Source organism: Pseudomonas sp. PH1b (genome assembly GCF_000633395.1).
GTDB lineage: Bacteria > Pseudomonadota > Gammaproteobacteria > Pseudomonadales > Pseudomonadaceae > Aquipseudomonas.
This window is the reverse complement of sequence record NZ_AYMU01000025.1, coordinates 19,010-36,310: the sequence shown is the minus strand read 5'-3', so window position 1 is coordinate 36,310 and position 17,301 is coordinate 19,010. Positions and strand designations below refer to the sequence as shown.

The window sequence follows — 17,301 nt, the reverse complement described above, 5'->3', positions numbered from 1 at the left end:
TCCGCTCAGAGACCGGCGGCCATGGCTTTGTCGATCAGCCAGTTCATCGAAGGGCCGCGGTCGCTGCTGACTTCCACCGGGCGGCCGGCGAAGGCGCTGCTCAGGGGCGCGTCGGGCTTGATCTGCACACGGATGTCGGAGGACAGGTCATTACTGTTGAGGCTGGCGCTGCTGACGATGGTGCCGCTGCGCACTTGATCCTCGCCGGCGATCTGGAAGTTGACCTTGGTGCCCGGGCGCACGTCGCCGAACTGGCGGTAGGAGAACCGCGCCTCGACGTTGGCCTGGCTGTTGCGCGGCACCAGTTGGAAGATCACGTCGCCCTTGCTGGCGTACTGCCCGTCGGCCACCAGTTGCTGGGCCACGGTGCAGTCGCAGGGGGAGGTCAGGGTGCCGGTCATCTGCTTGCCGAACAGTTCCTCGACCTTGGCCGGCTGCAGCTGGTTTTCGTCCAGGTGGCCCTTGAGCACGTCCAGCATGCTGGTGCTGAAGCTGGCCAGGGGCGCGCCCTTGGCCACGCTGCCATCGGTCTGCACCAGGCTCTGCACGGTACCGTCGCGGGGCATGGTGACGTTCATCCCCGGGACGTTGACCAGCCCGGCCTGGGCGTGGCTGACGAAGTACATGCCGTACACCGACTTGAGCACGAAGCCGAAGGCGGCGAGGCCGACGATGAAGATCCCGGCGCTGAAGGTCACGGCCCGCAGACGGCCCATCGCGGTCATGCCGCTGCCGCTGTCCTTGGTCTTGCGCGCCTTGGTGAAGTTGTCGCGCTGCAGGGTGGCGAGCACGTCGCCCATGCTGACGATGTCGCCGGCCAGGTGCGAGGTGATCAGGTGGCGCAGGGTGGAGATGTCCTGGGGTTCGAGGTTCTGGAACTGGCAACCGACGCGGCCGCTCTGGCGGTCGAAGGAGCGGATCTGCAGCTCGACGTCCATGGCCAGGCCGAGGTTGTCGATGACAAATTGCAGGCGGCCCTTGTGCACGGCGCCCACGGTCAGCATCTGCTGCCCGGCGTTGAAGCTCAGGCCGCCGGCGGAGAGGTCGTGGACCCGCACTTCAAGAGGCTTGGCCTCGGTCCCGAAGAAGCGCAGCTTGGCCGGGATCTTGACCCGGGCGTGCTGGCGTTGGGCTTCGGATTCATGCACTACGTTGACGTTCACGGCGGTGTTCATAGAGTCGATTTCCTAGTTAATTCAGGCAAGTCGGGTCAGACCATCAGCAGCAGCACGGCGACGAACACGCTGCCGGCGGAGAAGGTCATGGTTCGAGACGACCAGGTGTTGAACCAACGTTGAAAGCTGGCGAGATCACGGGTCAGTTTGGTGTCCTGGCGGGTCCAGGATTGCTGGTCGAGGCGGAAGAACACGTAGATCTTCACCAGCGCGCCGACGATCTGGTTGTAATAGAGAATCAAGGGGTAGGCCGGGCCGATGCGGTGCCCCGAGCAGGACAGCAGCAGGGTCAGGATCAGCCGGGTAATGCCGATCCACAGCAGGTAGGCAAGGATGAAGGCGGTGCCGTACTTGAAGCTGGCGATGAGGGCCACGGTCAGGCCCAGCAGCGAGGTCCACATCGACACGCGCTGGTCGAACAGCACCACGCTGGTGAACAGCCCCAGGCGTTTGATGCCCAGGCCCAGGGCCCGGGCGTTCTGCCGCAGGTTGTTGCCGTACCAGCGGAACATCAGCTTGCGGCTGGCCTTGATGAAGCTCTTCTCCGGCGGGTGCTCCACGGTGTTGATCGCCGCGTCAGGCACGTAGAAGGTGTCGTAGCCCAGGCGCATCAGGCTGAACCAGCTGGACTTGTCGTCGCCGGTGAGGAACTTGAAGCGGCCCAGGCGCCAGTGCTGCAGGGAGTCGCTTTCGACGTCGGCGATGAAGTCCGGGTCGGTGACCACGGTGGCGCGGAATACCGACATGCGCCCGGTCATGGTCAGCACGCGCTTGGACAGGGCCATGGAGCACATGTTGATGTGGCGCTGGGCGAAGCGCAGCTTGTGCCATTCGCTCATGATGTAGCCGCCGCGCACTTCGCAGAACTCGTTGGTGGTCAGGCCGCCGACATTGCCGAACAGCTGGAACCAGGGCACGGTCTTGCGCACCACGCCTTCGCCGAGCACGGTGTCGCCGTCGATCACCGCCACCACGGCGCGGCTGTCCGGCAGGTGGCGGGAGATGGCGCGAAAACCGAAGGCCAGGCCGTCGCGCTTGCCGGTGCCGGGGATGCGCACGAAGTCCAGCTTGACCCGCTCCGGCGGGTTCATCCGCGCCCAGAGGCTTTTCACCAGCAGCTCGTCGGACATCTCCACGATCGAGCAGACCACGGTGGTGGGGAAGCCGCAGTCGATGGCTTCACGGATCACCGAGCCGTAGACCTGGGCGGTGGTCAGCGCGTCGATCCGGAAGCTGGTGACCATCAGGTACACATGGGACGGGTCCGCCGCGCTGCCGAGCTTGCGCACCTTGCGCCGCAGGTGCGGGTAGACCACGTAGAGAAACAGCATGCCGCGGACAAAGTGCGTGGCACCCATCGAGTAGCGCCAGATGCCCACGGCGCCAATCAGGAAAATGAAGTCCTTGGACTGTGAGTCGAAGGTCGAGGCGGGCAGCAACAAGGCCATGCCCATCAGCAAACTCAAGTAGAACAGCCAACCGGCGGCCTGAAGCAGGCCGTGCTTTAGCCTGTGCATAATCTGCATCCTAAAATCAGTTGCAAGCTCCAAGCCGCAAGCTCCAAGCGTGGAGCTCTTGCTTACGGCTTGAAGCTTGAAGCTTGCCGCTGCTTTACCAGCAGATGCCTTCGGTACGGCCTTTGCTGCAGGTGGCCTTGGACATGAAGCCCACCAGATCGATGACCTGCTTGCCGTGGGGCACGTCTTCGGCCAGGGCGCGGAACTTCTCGTCACGGTTGCCGAGGATGATCACGTCGGAGTTGCCGATCACCGCGTCGAAGTCCGAGTTGAGCAGGGACGAAACGTGGGGGATCTTCGACTCGATGTAGTCCTTGTTGGCACCGTGGACTCGGGCGTACTCGACGTTGCTGTCGTAGATGCTCAGGTCGAAGCCCTTGCCGATGAGCATTTCCGCCAGTTCCACCAGCGGGCTCTCGCGCAGGTCGTCGGTGCCGGCCTTGAAGCTCAGGCCCAGCAGGGCGACCTTGCGCTTGTCGTGGCTGGAGACGATGTCGAAGGCGTTCTGCACCTGGGATTCGTTGCTGCGCATCAGCGAGTTGAGCAGTGGCGCTTGCACATCCAGGGCGCCGGCGCGGTAGGTCAGGGCGCGCACGTCCTTGGGCAGGCAGGAGCCGCCGAAGGCGAAGCCGGGGCGCATGTAGTACTGGGACAGGTTGAGGGTCTTGTCCTGGCAGACCACGTCCATCACTTCACGGCCGTCCACACCCACCGCCTTGGCGATGTTGCCGATCTCGTTGGCGAAGGTGACCTTGGTCGCGTGCCAGACGTTGCAGGTGTACTTGATCATCTCGGCCACTTCGATGTCCTTGCGGATGATCGGCGCATCGAGCTCTTCGTACAGCGCTTGCAGCACGTCGCCGGAAGCCTGGTCGAACTGGCCGATCACGGTCATGGGCGGGAAGTCGTAGTCCTTGATCGCGGTGCTTTCACGCAGGAACTCGGGGTTCACCGCGACGCCGAAATCCACCCCGGCCTTCTTGCCCGAGCAGTCTTCGAGAATCGGGATCACCACGTTCTTCACCGTGCCCGGCAGCACCGTGCTGCGCACCACGATGGTGTGGCGGGTGGCTTTGTCACGCAGGACGAAACCGATCTCGCGGCACACCGATTCGATGTAGTCCAGTTCCAGGTCGCCGTTCTTCTTGCTCGGGGTGCCGACGCAGATCATCGACAGGTCGGTATCGCGGATGGCTTCGGCGAAGTTGGTGGTACCGCGCAGACGAGCGGTCCGGATGCCTTGTTCCAGAAGTTCACCCAGACCCGGTTCTACGATCGGTGATTTACCGGCGTTGATCAGGTCGATCTTGTCTTTGGAGATATCTACGCCAACCACTTCATGGCCCCGTGCAGACAGGCAACCGGCACAGACTGCACCGACGTAACCCAAACCAAATATGCTGATGCGCATCGCATTTACCTCTGTGTTATTCACGCCATTAGATGGCCGGAGTTAATGTTTGCCAGCTGTTGTTGCGCACTCGGAAGTACAGCGAAGTACGCTGTAGTGCCGTGTGCAGGCAGACTAAGTTCCGAGTGACTAAATAAATGCACTCAAGTTGTGCGCAACCGATCCTTGTTGTTTTGACTTGCCCTTGAATGTTGCCGACGCTCCTGCTGCAGGTCCCTGGAGAAAAACCATCCGCGTTCCGGTGGATGGCTGGATGCCACGTGGTGCGGGCTTTCCAGTTGATTTCCCTGGTCCTTGAAGGCCAGCTGTTCCTTGGCTCGTTAGGGGATAGTTGAAGTGCCTTATCTCCGTTTTTTAGCCTTTAGTTCAAGTTTGTGACTGATTGGTCAAACCAATGTTGCAACTTGGTTAGTTTCTAATGAGTCCGTGTAAGTCATCTCCTACAAACTCGTTGAGAATCGTTACCGGTGGTATGAGCAGTGTCTGAGGGCATAGTTCCTGCCCGCTCATCCTGTTTTTCGAAATTTCTTGAAATATTGAGAAAGATGGCACTGCTCTCAAATTGATAGCACTAACGGTTTGAGCCTTTAGTCATGGGGAGTTGAAGCGCGGGGATATTTTTATGCCACTACCGGATAAAAAAAGTGGTGCCACTACTGAAAAAAATCACGGCTGTCGAGTGAAAGAAAAGTTATAGAAATAGATGAAAGTTCTATGGCGCCAGAAAATTGGCTTATTAAAGGCGGGGAATGTGCGGGTGATCACATTCTGGCGCGCTCGTTATAGGGAAACGAGCGCGGCAGGGGAACGCTTTATTCCGGTGCGTGGTCGCGCAGGAATACCAGGTTGTCGGCTTTGGACTGCTCCGCGCTGAAGCGGTAGCCCTGGACGTCGAATTGCTTGAGCTGGGCGGGGTCGTTGATGCGTTCCTGGATCACGAAGCGGCTCATCAGGCCCCGGGCCTTCTTGGCATAGAAGCTGATGATCTTGTACTGGCCGTTCTTCAGGTCCTTGAACTCGGTGTTGATGATCCGCGCGTTGAGGGCCGTGCGCTTGACCGCCGAGAAGTACTCGTTGGAGGCCAGGTTCAGCAGCAGGTCGTCGCCTTGCTCGGCCAGGGCCTCGTTCAGCCACTCGCTGATGCGGGTGCCCCAGAAGGCGTACAGGTCCTTGCCCCGGGCGTTGGCCAGCTTGGTGCCCATTTCCAGGCGATAGGGCTGCATCAGGTCCAGGGGGCGCAGCAGGCCGTACAGGCCGGAGAGCATGCGCAGGTGCTGCTGGGCGTAGTCGAAGTCCGCTTCGCTGAGGGATTCGGCGTTGAGCCCGGTGTAGACGTCGCCCTTGAACGCCAGCAGCGCCTGCTTGGCATTGGCCGGGGTGAAGGCCGGGGTCCAGCTGCCGAAACGCGCGGCGTTGAGCCCGCCGATCTTGTCGGATACGTGCATCAGTTCGCTGATCTGCGCCGGGGTCAGTTCCCGCAGCTGCTGGATCAGTTCCTGGGAGTGGTCGAGGTATTGCGGCTGGGTGAAGCGTTGGGTGACCGGCGGTGTTTCGTAGTCGAGGGTCTTGGCGGGTGAAATCACCATCAGCATGGGGTCGTCTCCTTTAAGCGTCGGGGGATTCTAGGGGTTGGGGCGTTCGGACTCCACCTATGATGGCGATAGTCATGACCGCTGATCGCGGTTCGCCGGCAAGCCGGCTCCTACACGACCCTCTAGGAGCCGGCTTGCCGGCGAAGGGGCCCTGATTCCTGGCACAGATCGGCTATAGTGCCGCGCGGGTTTTGTTCTGGAGGCATCCCTTTTGCGTATCGCGTTTTTGTTCTCGGCCTGGCTTTTGAGTTTCGGCGTACTGGCGGCGCCCAATGACGTGGCGACCCTGGATCGCAGCACCTGGCCGGAAAAGCTCGACAATCCGACCCTGTTCGACGTTGCCTCGCGGGCCGAGATCCTCACCTTTGCCCGTGCCTTGCTGGTCAGCGAAGCCTGGGACGAGGCTTCCCTGAAGCAGCGCCTGGGCTTGCGCATGATCAACATGGAGGCGATCAACGAGCTGCGCGTACAGCTCTGGAAGCGCCTGCTGGACAACTACAACTTCGCCCAGCAGAGCTGCGACCAGGACGCCTCGTTCTGCTACCTGGTGGAAAACATGCAGCAACTGCGCAAGCAGGCCGGCAAGTTCCACCTGGCGGAGGATTCCTACTACGCCCGCTGGGGCGAGCCGAGCCGGACTTTCCATGAGCAGTACCTGGACGAGCTGCTGCGCAAGGCCGCACTCGCGCCCCAGACCAGCAGCGAGGTGCTGCGCTACGGCGACTACGAACGCAATGGCGACGAGCTCAACGACCGGCTGTTTCTGCTGACCTTCGACAGCGCCGCCAACCTCGCGCCGGACAACACCCCCTGGCTGACCAGCTACCTGCGCAAGGCCAATCTCAGCGCTACGTTCTTTGTCCTGGGCAACGACATCCAGAACCGCCTCGACAAGGCTTCGGTGGCCAGCCTGCAAGCCTTGTACTCCCGGCAATGCGTGGGCGTGCAAGGCTGGGAGTTCCGCTCCCACAGCCACTGGCAGGACTGGCAGTACTCGATCCAGCGCAGCGCCGAGCTGGTGAAGAGCAAGTTGCCGGAAAACTATGTGCCCTTGTTCCGCCCGCCCTTTGGCCAGCGCCGGGCCGACGCCCAGGACTTCTTCAATGCCCAGGGCATGCAGGTGGCCTTGTGGGACATCGACGCCCAGGACGGCCCCGGCAAGCTCAAGGCCGAGGACAGCGGGCAGCGGGTGTTGACCTTGATGCTGCTCTGGCGGCGCGGGGTGATTGCCTTCAATGCCAAGCAGGATGGGGTCAAGAGCACCTTGCCCTGGCTACTGGCACAGACGGCGCAAAGCGGAATCGGTTGGGAGGAATGCCAGGACGCTTTTCGCTGAAACGGTAAACCGTCCGAAAACAGGGAGGATGGTGGGGAGAAGGGGCGGATTTCGGCGGGATTTCGAGGCAGGCGGACTTCCGACTTTAACGGGGTGATGGCAGCTCGCCAAGGGCATTTCGTCACTCTGAAAAATAAATTTCAAAAAAGCGTCAAAGTGCTTTTTCCTGTCACGGTTTTTGGAGTATTACGAACTCAGACCGCCGAAACCTGCAACACAGGTGGCGTCTCCCAAGACTCCTTGTGTGTGCAGGTCACCTGAACCCCGCGGGTGAGTTCGGTGGCCTTTCGAGGCGCGATACCCCATGGTATTGCGTCGACTGGCTCCCACATAAGGTGACCGAGTATGGATGACCACGGACGTAGCCCTTCTTCCAATCAGCCAATCCTTTATGTACTCGATACCAACGTATTGATTCACGATCCCAATGCCCTGCTGAACTTCGAAGAACACCACGTCGCCATCCCGATGACCGTGCTTGAAGAACTGGACAAGCTCAAGAGCGGCCATCACAGCGTCGCTGCCGAATGCCGGCAGGCCATCCGCCTGATCGACAAGACCCTGGGCGAGGCCTCGCCCGAGGATGTCGAACTGGGCGTGCCGATCCAGCGTGGCAAGAGCGGGCCCAAGGGCTTGCTGTCGATCCTCATGAGCAAGCGCAACGAGCCCAACAGCCTGTTGCCGGACAACCTCAACGACAACATCATCATCAATCAGCTGATCGACCTGCACGCGCGCAACAAGGACCTGCCCGTGGTGCTGGTGACCAAAGACATCAACATGCGCCTCAAGGCGCGGGCCTGCGGGATCGCCGCCGAGGACTACAGCACCGACCAGCTGGTGGACGACGTGTCCCTGCTGCCCAATGGTTTCCACAACATGAGCGGCTCGTTCTGGGACCGCGTGAGCAAGGTCGAAACCCGTCAGGACCACGGCCGTACCTGGCACCAGGTGCAACTCATCGACAACCTGCCGGCAGTGCATATCAATGAATTCATCATCGACGAACAGGGCTTCGTCGGCTGGATCAAGGAGATCCGCGCGGATGTGCTGCTGATACTCGACCTGCATCAGGAGCCCCTGTTGCACCAGGAGGCCTGGGGCCTGAAACCGCGTGACATCTACCAGGGCCTGGCGCTGTTCGCCCTGCTGGACCCGGATATCCACCTGGTCAACCTGTCCGGTGCCGCAGGCTCGGGCAAGACCATCCTGGCCCTGGCCGCGGCCATCGAACAGACCATGGTCAGCAAGCGCTACCGGCGCATCATCGCCACCCGCAGCGTGCAGGGGCTGGACCAGGAGATCGGCTTCCTGCCGGGCACCGAGGCGGAGAAAATGGAACCCTGGCTGGGGGCCATCACCGACAACCTCGAAGCCTTGCACATGGATGACGAGAACACCCATGGCAGCGTCGACTACATCCTCAGCAAGGTGCCGCTGCAGTTCAAATCCCTGAACTACATCCGCGGCCGCAGCTTCCAGCAGAGCCTGATCCTGATCGACGAATGCCAGAACCTCACCCCGCACCAGATGAAGACCATCATCACCCGTGCCGGCGCCGGTTCCAAAGTGGTGTGCCTGGGCAACCTGGCACAGATCGATACTCCCTACCTGTCGGCCACCAGCTCGGGGCTGACCTACCTCACCGAACGCTTCAAGGACTTCCCCAACGGCGTGCACATCACCCTGCAAGGGGTGCCGCGCTCGATCCTGGCGGAATACGCCGAAAGCCACCTGTAACCCGGCACTGCAACGCAACGGGCGGCCCTTGGGCCGCCCGTTGTGCTTCCAGGTTCCGGCTCAGGCCGGCTGTTGCAAGGCCTCCTGCTGCGGCTGCGCATGGTGGGCGCGGGCCAGCAGGGTGTAGATCGACGGCAGGACGAACAGGGTGAACAGGGTGCCCACCAGCATGCCGATGACGATCACCAGCCCCAGGCCGAAGCGGCTGCTGGCTCCGGCGCCGGAGGAGAACAGCAGCGGTACCAGCCCCACCACCATGGCGGCGGTGGTCATGAGGATCGGCCGCAGGCGGATCCGCGCGGCGCGGACGATCGCCTGGGCCGCGGAGCCGCCATGGGCCGCCCGCAGTTCGTTGGCGAATTCCACCATCAGGATCCCGTGCTTGCTGATCAGGCCGATCAGGGTCACCAGGCCGATCTGGGTATAGATGTTGATGGTCGCCAGGCCCAGCGCCAGGGGGATCAGGGCGCCGCAGATCGACAGCGGCACGGTGATCAGGATGATCAGCGGATCGCTCAGGCTTTCGTACTGCGCGGCCAGCACCATGTAGATCACGATGAGGGCGAACACGAACGTCAGCAGCAGGGCATTGCCTTCATGGATGAACTGGCGCGAATCGGCCTGCCAGTCATGGCTGAAGCTGGCGGGCAGGGCCCGGCTCTGTTCCTGCAGGAACGCCACGGTCTGACCGAGGCTGACCCCCGGGGCGGGAATGCCCTGGAAGGTCGCGGCGTTCTGCTGGTTGAACTGCTTGAGTTTGTTGGGCTGGATATTGTCGTGCAGGCTGACCACGGTCGACAGGGGCACCTGGGTGCCGCTGTCGGTGTCGATGTAGAAGTCGTTGAGGGCCTGGGGCGTCAGGCGCTGGGAGGCGGTGCTCTGGGGGATCACGTCGTAGGAGCGTCCCTGCAGGGCAAAGCGGTTGGTGTAGTTCTCGCCGATCAGCACCGCCAGGGTGGTGCCGATGTCCTGCATGCGAATGCCCAGGCTGTTGGCCTTGCTGCGATCGATGCGCACCTCGGTCACCTGGTTGTTGAACTCCAGGTCGCTGTCCACCACCGCGAACAGGCCGCTGGCCCGGGCCTTGCTCTTGATCTCTTCCATGGACTGGTACAGCGAGCGGTAGTCCTCGGTGCTGCGGATCACCAGTTGCACCGGTAGGCCGCCGGTGGAGGCGGGCAGGGGCGGCAACTGAAAGACGAAGATCGAGTTGCCTTCCACTGCATCGACCTGCTGCTGCAGCTGGCTCTGGATGCTGGCGGCGCTGCGCTGGCGCTGGGACCACTCGCTGAAGTTGACCCCGGCGAAGCTGGCGGCGACGCCGTCGGTGCCGTTGATGATCCAGGTACTGACGGTTTCCGGCAGGCCTTGAAGTATCGCGTCCAACTGGTAGGCGTAACGCTCGACGTAATCCAGGTTGACGTGTTGCGGCGACTTGATCGCCAGCAGCAGGTTGCCCTGGTCCTCGTTGGGCGCCAGTTCCTTGCTGGCGTGGCCGTAGAGCCATGGCAGGCTCAGCAGCACCAGGGCGGCAAACGCCAGCACCGCGCCGCGCCAGCGCAAGGAGCGGGTCAGGCCGCGTTGGTAGCGCCGCGACAGGTTGTGGAAAAACTGCTCGGCCCAGCGGCTCATGCGGCCTTCCTGGGAGTCTGCCGACAGCAGCTTGGCGCACATCACCGGGGTCAGGGTCAGGGCCACCACCCCGGAAATCAGCACCGCGCCGGCCAGGGTCAGGGCGAACTCCTTGAACAGGGCGCCGGTCAGGCCGCTCATCAGGCCGATGGGCATGTAGACCGCGGCCAGGGTGATGGTCATGGCGATGACCGGGGAGGCGATTTCCCGGGCGCCGACCAGGGCCGCCTGCAGTGGGCTGCGCCCTTCCTTGAGGTGGCGGTGGATGTTTTCCATGACCACGATGGCGTCGTCCACCACCAGGCCGATGGCCAGCACCATGGCCAGCAGGGTCAGCAGGTTGATGCTGAAGCCGAACAGTTCCATCAGGGCCAGGGCGCCGACCATCGACAAGGGAATGCTCACCACCGGGATCAACACGCTGCGCACCGAGCCCAGGCACAGGTAGATGATCACCACCACGATCAGGATGGCCTCGATCAGGGTCTCGATGACCTCGATGATCGAGGCCTCGATGAAGTGCGCGGTCTCGAAGGCCAGGGCCACTTCCACATCCGGTGGCAGGGTCTTCTGGATCTCCGGCAGCAGCCGCTTGATGTCGGCGACGATCAACAGCGGATTGCCCTTGGGAGTGGCGTACAGGCCCAGGTGCACCGCCGGCTTGCCGTCCATCAAGGCGCTGGTTTCATAGGCCGCCGAACCCAGTTCGACCTGGGCGATGTCCCGCAGGCGCAGGAGGTGGTCGCCACGGTTGCTGATCACCATGTCGCGAAACTCGTCCAGGCTGCCCAGGTCGGTGTTGACCTGGATCGACGAGATCACGTACTGACCCTTGATCTGGCCGGGAGCGGCCTGGAAGTTGTTGGCGCGAATCGCCTGTTCCACCTGCAGGGCGCTGACCCCGTGGCCGGCCATGCGTTGCGGGTCGAGCCACAGGCGCATGGCCAGGCGCTGGCCGCCGAAGGTCTCGACCTTGGCCACGCCCTCGATGCTGGAGAACAGCGGCTGCACCACCCGGCTCAGGTAGTCGCTCAGTGCCGAGGCGGACAGCGTGCGGCTGGCAAAGCCGACGTAGGCCACGGCCGTGGCATCGCCCGCCGAGCGTTCGATCACCGGGTCGTAGGCCTGCTCGGGCAGGCGGTACTTGACCTGGTTGACCTTGGCGATCACCTCGCTCAGGGTCTTCGACGCGTCCTGGTTGAGCGCCATGCGCAGGGTGATCAGGCTGCGGCCCTGGACCGAGGACGAGCTGACATAGTCCACGCCTTCCACGGAGGCCAGGGCCTGGTTGATCGGCTGGGTGACAAAGCCCTGCATTAGTTCCGCCGGGGCACCGGGGTAGTCGGTGGTGACGCTGATCACCGAGCTTTCCAGCAGTGGGTACTGGCGCACTGGCAAGTGGTTGTAGGCCTTGAGGCCCAGCAGCAGGATCGACAGGCTGACCACCAGGGCCAGCACCGGACGGCGGACAAACAGATCGGTGAACTTCACGGTCGTTCTCCCGTGGCAATGGCCGCCGTACCGCGGGTCGAGTCGCCGAGCACGCTGTGCTGCACCGCCTCGATGGCGGCGCCATCACTGAGCTTGATCTGCCCGGCCGTCACCACCTGTTCGCCTGCGGCCAGGCCGCTGTCGATCACCACCCGACCGTCACGTCGCTCGCCGGTCTTCACCGAGACGCGTCGGACTGTCGGCGGGGCCTGGGGATCCTGGCCCGGCTGGACCACGAACAGCTCCTCCCCGTAGGCGTTATAGGTCACGGCGGTTTCCGGCACGCTCAGGGTCTCGCGGGGCATCGGCTGCGCCAGGCGCACCCGGGCGAACATCCGGGGCAGGGCGGCGGCCGGTGCGTCTTGCAGGCGCGCCTGGACGCTGAGGGTACGGGTGCGATCGAGGAACGGGTCGAGGGACGTCACCACGGCACTCAGCGCCTGACCGGGCAGGGCGTCGAGGAACACTTCCAGTACCGCTCCCGGCTTGACCTGGGACAGCGCCTGCTCCGGCACGCTGAAGTTCAGGTACAGCCCCTTGTCGCCAATCAGGTTGATCAACACGTCGCCGGGGTTCACGTACTGGCCCAGGTGCACCTTGCGGATGCCCAGGGTGCCGGCGAAGGGCGCACGGATGGTGCGCTGTTCGATCTGTGCCTGGAGTGCCTGCAAGGCCCCCTTGGCGGTGGACAGTTCGGTCTGGGCATTGTCGAACGCCTCCCTGGAGGTGGCGTTGACCGAGACCAGGCGCCGCGAGCGTTCCAGCCTGATCCGGGCGTTCTCCATCTCGCCTTGCAGGCGCAACAGGTTGCCTCGCTGCGGGGCATCGTTGAGCTGCACCAGCACCTGCCCGCGCTCGACCCGCTGGCCAGACTGGATCGGCAGGCCGACGATGCGTCCGCCGATTTCCGCCGGCACGCTGACTTGCTCGATCGCCTCCAGTTCGCCGATCGCTTCCAGGTAGCGGGTGAAAGGCTGGGTGCTGGCGGTCGCCACGGCGACCTTGATCGGCGCCTGGCTGTAGGCTGGGGTGTCGGGCCGGGTTCCGTGCCACAGCCACCAGGCCAGGCCGCCGAGAAGCAGCGGCGCGCCGATCAGTACCAGCCGCGTGCGCAGGGCTGGGTGCTTGGTTACAGCGACGGGCAGCATGACATTCACTCCTTGAAGTCGATTGCAGTTTCAGTAGATCGGCCAGCAGCCGGGGGTCAGCAGCTCGACAAGGTTCTGGTCCGGATCGCGGAAGTAGATGCTCGAGCCGCCCTTGGGCCACTCGGTGCGCCCCTCCAGGGGAATGCCGGCGCGGGCCAGGCGTTCCTTCCAGGCCGGCATGTCTTGCTGGTCGATGGCGAAGCACACGTGGATGCGCCCGCTGGCGTCGTGGGGCGGGATCTCGCCGCCGCTGAGGTATTTGGTCTGCAGGGAGGCCCCCCGCTTGAACAGCAACAGGGTATTCTGGTCGCCGATGTTGAGCGCCACCAGAACATCGCTCTTGACCATGACCTCCAGTTGGAAGGTTTGCGCGTAGAATTGCTGCGCAATGTCGAGATCGTTCACGTAGAGGGCTGTTTCAATAATTCGTTTGAGTTGAAGCATGTGTTGCTCCTTTTGGGACGTTGCTCCCTGAGTTGGAAATGACAGGATGGTCACGGTCTTACTGCGTAATATCGATTTGAATCTGTTGGTGGTGCTTGACGCGCTGCTGACCGAAAAACACGTCACCCGCACCGCCTTGCGCCTGCACTTGAGCCAGCCGGCCATCAGCCACTCGCTGGGCAAGTTGCGCGTGCTGCTGGACGATCCGATCCTGATTCGCCGCGGCAGCGAACTGGTGCTCAGTTCCCTGGCGAAGAACATCCAGGAACCGCTGCGGGAAATCCTCAGCCAGATCGAAACCCTGTTCGGCAAGTCCATCGACTTCGACCCTGCCAGCTCCCAGCGCATCTTCACCCTGGCAATGTCCGACTATGGCGCGGCGATCATCCTGCCCAGCCTGCTGGTGCGTTTGCGCCGCGACGCGCCGAACACCACCTTGCTGGTCACCCAGGACAGTCGGCACGGCATGTTCGAGCAGGTGTCCCAGGGCAAGATCGACCTGGCCCTGGGGGTGTTTCCCAATCTCTCGGGCGACATCTCCACCGAGGTGCTGTTCGAGGAAACCTTCTCCTGCCTCCTGGACCGCCGCACCCTGCCGGCCGATGGCGTACTGGACCTGGACAGTTACCTGGCCCGGCCCCACATCCTGGTGTCGATGGACGGCAGCGCCAATGGCGAGGTGGACAGCCTGCTGCGCGACGAGGGGCTGCAGCGGCGGATTGCCGTCAGCGTGCCCCACTGGCGCACTGCGCCGAGCATGATCCATAACACCGACCTGATCCTTACGGTGGCGACCCGGACCCTGGACGATGCACTGCTCAATCAGGACCTGGTCCAGTTGCGACCGCCGCTGCCGATTCCGCCGTTTCCCTTTGTGCAGATCTGGCACCAGCGTTTCGACAATGAGCCGGCCCATGTCTGGTTGCGCGAGCAGGTCAAGCAGGTGGTGGCTCATAGCGCGCTCGGCGGCTGAGCCGGGCGCAGGCGCAGGCGCAAATCCGGCCCCAGCTGGCTGACGTCGTACAAGCTGAAGTCCAGGGTCTGTTCCAGACGCTCGAACAGCGGCAGGTGCACCAGTGGGCGTGCCAGGTCGCCCAGCAGGCGCGGGGCGACGTACAGCAGCAGCTCATCCACCAGCTGCGCCTGGAGCAGGCTGCCGGCCAGCGTCGGTCCGGCCTCGACCATCAGGTCGTGCAAGCCGCGCTGGCTGAGATCGAGCATCAGTTGCTGCAGGTCCAGGCCCTGTTCATCTGCGGGAAGGCCCAGCACTTGCGGGTTGTCCGCACTGGCCAGGGGGCTGTCGCGGTGCACCACATGCAGGCTCGGCGCCTGGCCGTCGAATACTCGGGCCGTCGGCGGCACCCGTCCCTGGCTGTCGAGGATCACCCGCACCGGCGGCAGGGCCTGGGCCGAGGACAGCTGGCGCACGGTCAGTTGCGGATCATCGGCGAGGACCGTGCCACTGCCGGTCAGGATCGCCGAACTGCGGGCCCGCCAATACTGCACATCGGCCCGTGCGCGGTCGCTGGTGATCCACTTCGAACGCCCGTTGTCCAGGGCCGTGCGCCCGTCCAGGCTCATGCCCATCTTCAGTTGGACCCAGGGCCGCTGGCGCCGCACCGTGGACAGAAACCCCCGGTTCAGTTCCTGCGCCGCTGATTCCAGCAGGCCGACCCGAACCTCGATCCCGGCGTTGCGCAGGTGGCTGATGCCCTGGCCGTTGACCTGCTTGAACGGGTCCTGGTGGGCCACCACCACACTGCTCACACCGCTGTCGATCAGGGCCTGGTGACAGGCCCCGGTACGCCCGATATGGCTGCAGGGCTCCATGGTCACGTAGGCGGTGGCGCCCCGCGCCAGGCTGCCGGCCTGGCGCAGGGCGAACACTTCGGCATGGGGCCCGCCCGCCTGGCGATGCCAGCCCTCGCCGACCACCTGCGAGCCGTGGGCGATCACGCAGCCCACCCGCGGGTTGGGCCAGGTGGAGTGGCTGCCCCGCTCGGCCAGCAGCAATGCATGCTGCATGTGCTGGAAGTCGAGCTCGCTGAAATAGCTCATGAGCGCGACGACTGGGCGGCGGCCGGAGGGTTGATCGGATAGATCCGGCCATCGTAGGCACTGGCCAGGAAACCCTCGCCGCTGGCATCGTGGATCAGGCACGAAATGCCACTGGCGGTGGGTTTCTCGACGCTTGCCCACACGCGCTTGTCCAGGTCGAAGACCGCCACGGTGCCGCCGTAGCTGCCGGTGGCAATCAGTGAACGGTCCTTGGAGATGGCGATGCACTTGATCGAGTGGCTGTGGGGCGTGTCGAACACCTCGCTGGCCCCATCGCGCCACAGGCGCAGTTTCAAGTCGCGGCCAATGCTGGCGAACCCGCCCTGGATCTGCGTGCAGCCGTTGGAAATCCGCTCGTGGGCCTTGTCCAGGTAGGTTTCCAGTTCGAAGTCGGCGATCCGGAAGAACGCCGCCGCCGCAGTGGCGCAAACGCTGAACAGGTAGGTTTCGTCGGCGGCGATGCCCTTGATGGCGTTCTCGTGCATGCGCACTTCGGTGAGGAAGCGCGGCTGCTGGTGTTCCAGGGAGAAGATCAGCGCCTCGCCGGTGTAGGTGCCGATGGCCGCGTGCAACTGACCGTCCTTGATGAAGGTGGTCCCGCAGTTCAGGGGCGAGCGATGCTGGTGCAGCACGGCGCCGGTACGGGCGTCGAACACGCTGCCCATCTGGCCGCCGGTGAGCACGCTGTCGCCAAAGGGCAGCAGGAAGTTGCACAGGCTGCCGGCGTTGACGCTGGCCTGGCCGTTGATGTGCAGGGTGCCGGCATCGCCGATGCTGTAGACGTCTTCGCCGACCACGGCCACGGCGTTGAGGCTGATCGCCGGCTCGATACCGTCCAGATCCCAGGTCTGGGTGGCAAAGTCCCAGGTGGCGTAGCTGGAGCCGAAGGTGACGAAGGCGATGCGGTGGCTGCCCAGCAGGGCGCAGCTGCGTGGCCAGATGATGCTCGGCAGCGAGGTCTCGGCGGTCTTGGCCAGGGTGCCGTCCTGCCCCAGGTGCCAGAGCATCACGGAGCGGTCGTAGCTGAGGCTGATCAGCAGGCGCTGGGCGTCGTTCCAGATGATGCGCTTGATCCCGGCGCTGTGGGCGGGCTGCAGTTGCCTGCCGGTGGGGCTGATGATGGAGATCTTGCCCTCGTCGTCACCGGCGAAAATGATGCCTTCGCGTGACAGGGCCACGGTGTCGGTTTCCACCCCGCCCAGGTCGATGGCTTCCAGTTGCTGCCCGGTGTTGGCGTCCCAGCGGCGGATCGAGCCGTCATCGCTGCTCGACACCAGGGTCTGGCCGTCGGCGGCCCAGCACACCGAGATCACGTCGGCGGTGTGGCCCAGGAGGATCTTCCGGGTCTGGCCGTTGAGGTCGAACAGACGAATGCTGTGGTCGCGCGAGCAGGTGGCGATGGTCTGGCCGTCAGGGGAGAACGCCGCCATCTCGATGTCGTCGTCATGGCCGATCAGCACGCTCTTCAGGCGCAGGGACGGCACCTCCCAGACCCGTGCGGTGTAGTCGCTGCTGGCACTGACCAGCAGGGTGCCGGTGGCGTTGAAGGCGCACTGGTTGGCCAGGTGGTCGTGGAGTACCCGCTGGATCGGGGTCTTGGTCCTGGCGTCCCAGAGAATGACCTGGTTGTCGTAGCCGGCGGTGGCGACGTAGGTGTCCTTGAAGGTGGCGATACCGCTGATAGGCCCGAAATGTCTCATGATTATTATCCTTAATAATTGGGTTGGCTTATTGCGGGCAGCCGTCCCCCTTTCCGC

At 63.6% G+C, this 17,301-nt stretch carries 12 protein-coding genes; 3 read left to right on the top strand and 9 right to left on the bottom strand.

Features of this window, described 5'->3' with window-relative positions; translation table 11 throughout:
- Positions 1-5: 5 nt before the first annotated feature.
- From U873_RS0129280 to yaaA, 4 genes are all read right to left on the bottom strand, one after another.
- Complete coding sequence (locus tag U873_RS0129280) at positions 6-1,175, bottom strand: alginate biosynthesis protein Alg44 (RefSeq protein ID WP_025131629.1); 1,170 nt, start codon at positions 1,173-1,175, stop codon at positions 6-8.
- Between the two features lie 35 nt (positions 1,176-1,210).
- On the bottom strand, positions 1,211-2,692 hold the full coding sequence (gene alg8, locus U873_RS0129275; protein WP_161755376.1) for a mannuronan synthase: 1,482 nt from the start codon (positions 2,690-2,692) through the stop codon (positions 1,211-1,213).
- A 94-nt stretch (positions 2,693-2,786) separates the two neighbouring features.
- On the bottom strand, positions 2,787-4,103 hold the full coding sequence (locus U873_RS0129270; RefSeq protein ID WP_025131627.1) for a nucleotide sugar dehydrogenase: 1,317 nt from the start codon (positions 4,101-4,103) through the stop codon (positions 2,787-2,789).
- Between the two features lie 812 nt (positions 4,104-4,915).
- Positions 4,916-5,695: a peroxide stress protein YaaA gene (gene yaaA, locus U873_RS0129265; RefSeq protein WP_025131626.1), complete on the bottom strand. Its 780-nt coding sequence runs from the start codon at positions 5,693-5,695 to the stop codon at positions 4,916-4,918.
- 211 nt (positions 5,696-5,906) lie between these two features.
- Between yaaA and U873_RS0129260 the strand changes: the two genes are divergently transcribed.
- Together U873_RS0129260 and U873_RS0129255 are read left to right on the top strand one after the other, a co-directional pair.
- Positions 5,907-7,031 (top strand): polysaccharide deacetylase family protein, encoded by a 1,125-nt coding sequence (locus U873_RS0129260; protein WP_025131625.1) that lies wholly within the window; start codon positions 5,907-5,909, stop codon positions 7,029-7,031.
- Positions 7,032-7,376: 345 nt separating this feature from the next.
- On the top strand, positions 7,377-8,771 hold the full coding sequence (locus tag U873_RS0129255; protein ID WP_025131624.1) for a PhoH family protein: 1,395 nt from the start codon (positions 7,377-7,379) through the stop codon (positions 8,769-8,771).
- 60 nt (positions 8,772-8,831) lie between these two features.
- Here the strand turns inward: U873_RS0129255 and U873_RS0129250 are convergent, their stop codons facing one another.
- The 3 genes from U873_RS0129250 to U873_RS0129240 are packed head-to-tail and all read right to left on the bottom strand — an operon-like array spanning position 8,832 to position 13,486.
- The gene (locus tag U873_RS0129250) at positions 8,832-11,894 is read right to left on the bottom strand and encodes a MexW/MexI family multidrug efflux RND transporter permease subunit (protein WP_025131623.1); all 3,063 of its coding nucleotides are present in this window, start codon (positions 11,892-11,894) and stop codon (positions 8,832-8,834) included.
- Entirely contained in the window at positions 11,891-13,042 is a 1,152-nt protein-coding gene (locus U873_RS0129245) for an efflux RND transporter periplasmic adaptor subunit (protein WP_025131622.1), read from the bottom strand. The genes U873_RS0129250 and U873_RS0129245 overlap by 4 nt, the downstream gene beginning before the upstream one ends.
- A gap of 30 nt (positions 13,043-13,072) precedes the next feature.
- The gene (locus tag U873_RS0129240; protein ID WP_025131621.1) at positions 13,073-13,486 is read right to left on the bottom strand and encodes a VOC family protein; all 414 of its coding nucleotides are present in this window, start codon (positions 13,484-13,486) and stop codon (positions 13,073-13,075) included.
- A gap of 46 nt (positions 13,487-13,532) precedes the next feature.
- Between U873_RS0129240 and U873_RS0129235 the strand changes: the two genes are divergently transcribed.
- Positions 13,533-14,459 carry a LysR family transcriptional regulator gene (locus tag U873_RS0129235; RefSeq protein WP_025131620.1) on the top strand — a complete coding sequence of 309 codons (927 nt, stop codon included), beginning with the start codon at positions 13,533-13,535 and terminating at the stop codon, positions 14,457-14,459.
- Here the strand turns inward: U873_RS0129235 and ribD are convergent.
- Both ribD and U873_RS0129225 read right to left on the bottom strand, forming a co-directional pair.
- On the bottom strand, positions 14,438-15,544 hold the full coding sequence (gene ribD, locus U873_RS0129230) for a bifunctional diaminohydroxyphosphoribosylaminopyrimidine deaminase/5-amino-6-(5-phosphoribosylamino)uracil reductase RibD (protein ID WP_025131619.1): 1,107 nt from the start codon (positions 15,542-15,544) through the stop codon (positions 14,438-14,440). The genes U873_RS0129235 and ribD overlap by 22 nt on opposite strands.
- Complete coding sequence (locus tag U873_RS0129225; protein WP_025131618.1) at positions 15,541-17,244, bottom strand: WD40 repeat domain-containing protein; 1,704 nt, start codon at positions 17,242-17,244, stop codon at positions 15,541-15,543. The genes ribD and U873_RS0129225 overlap by 4 nt, the downstream gene beginning before the upstream one ends.
- Between the last annotated feature and the right edge of the window lie 57 nt (positions 17,245-17,301).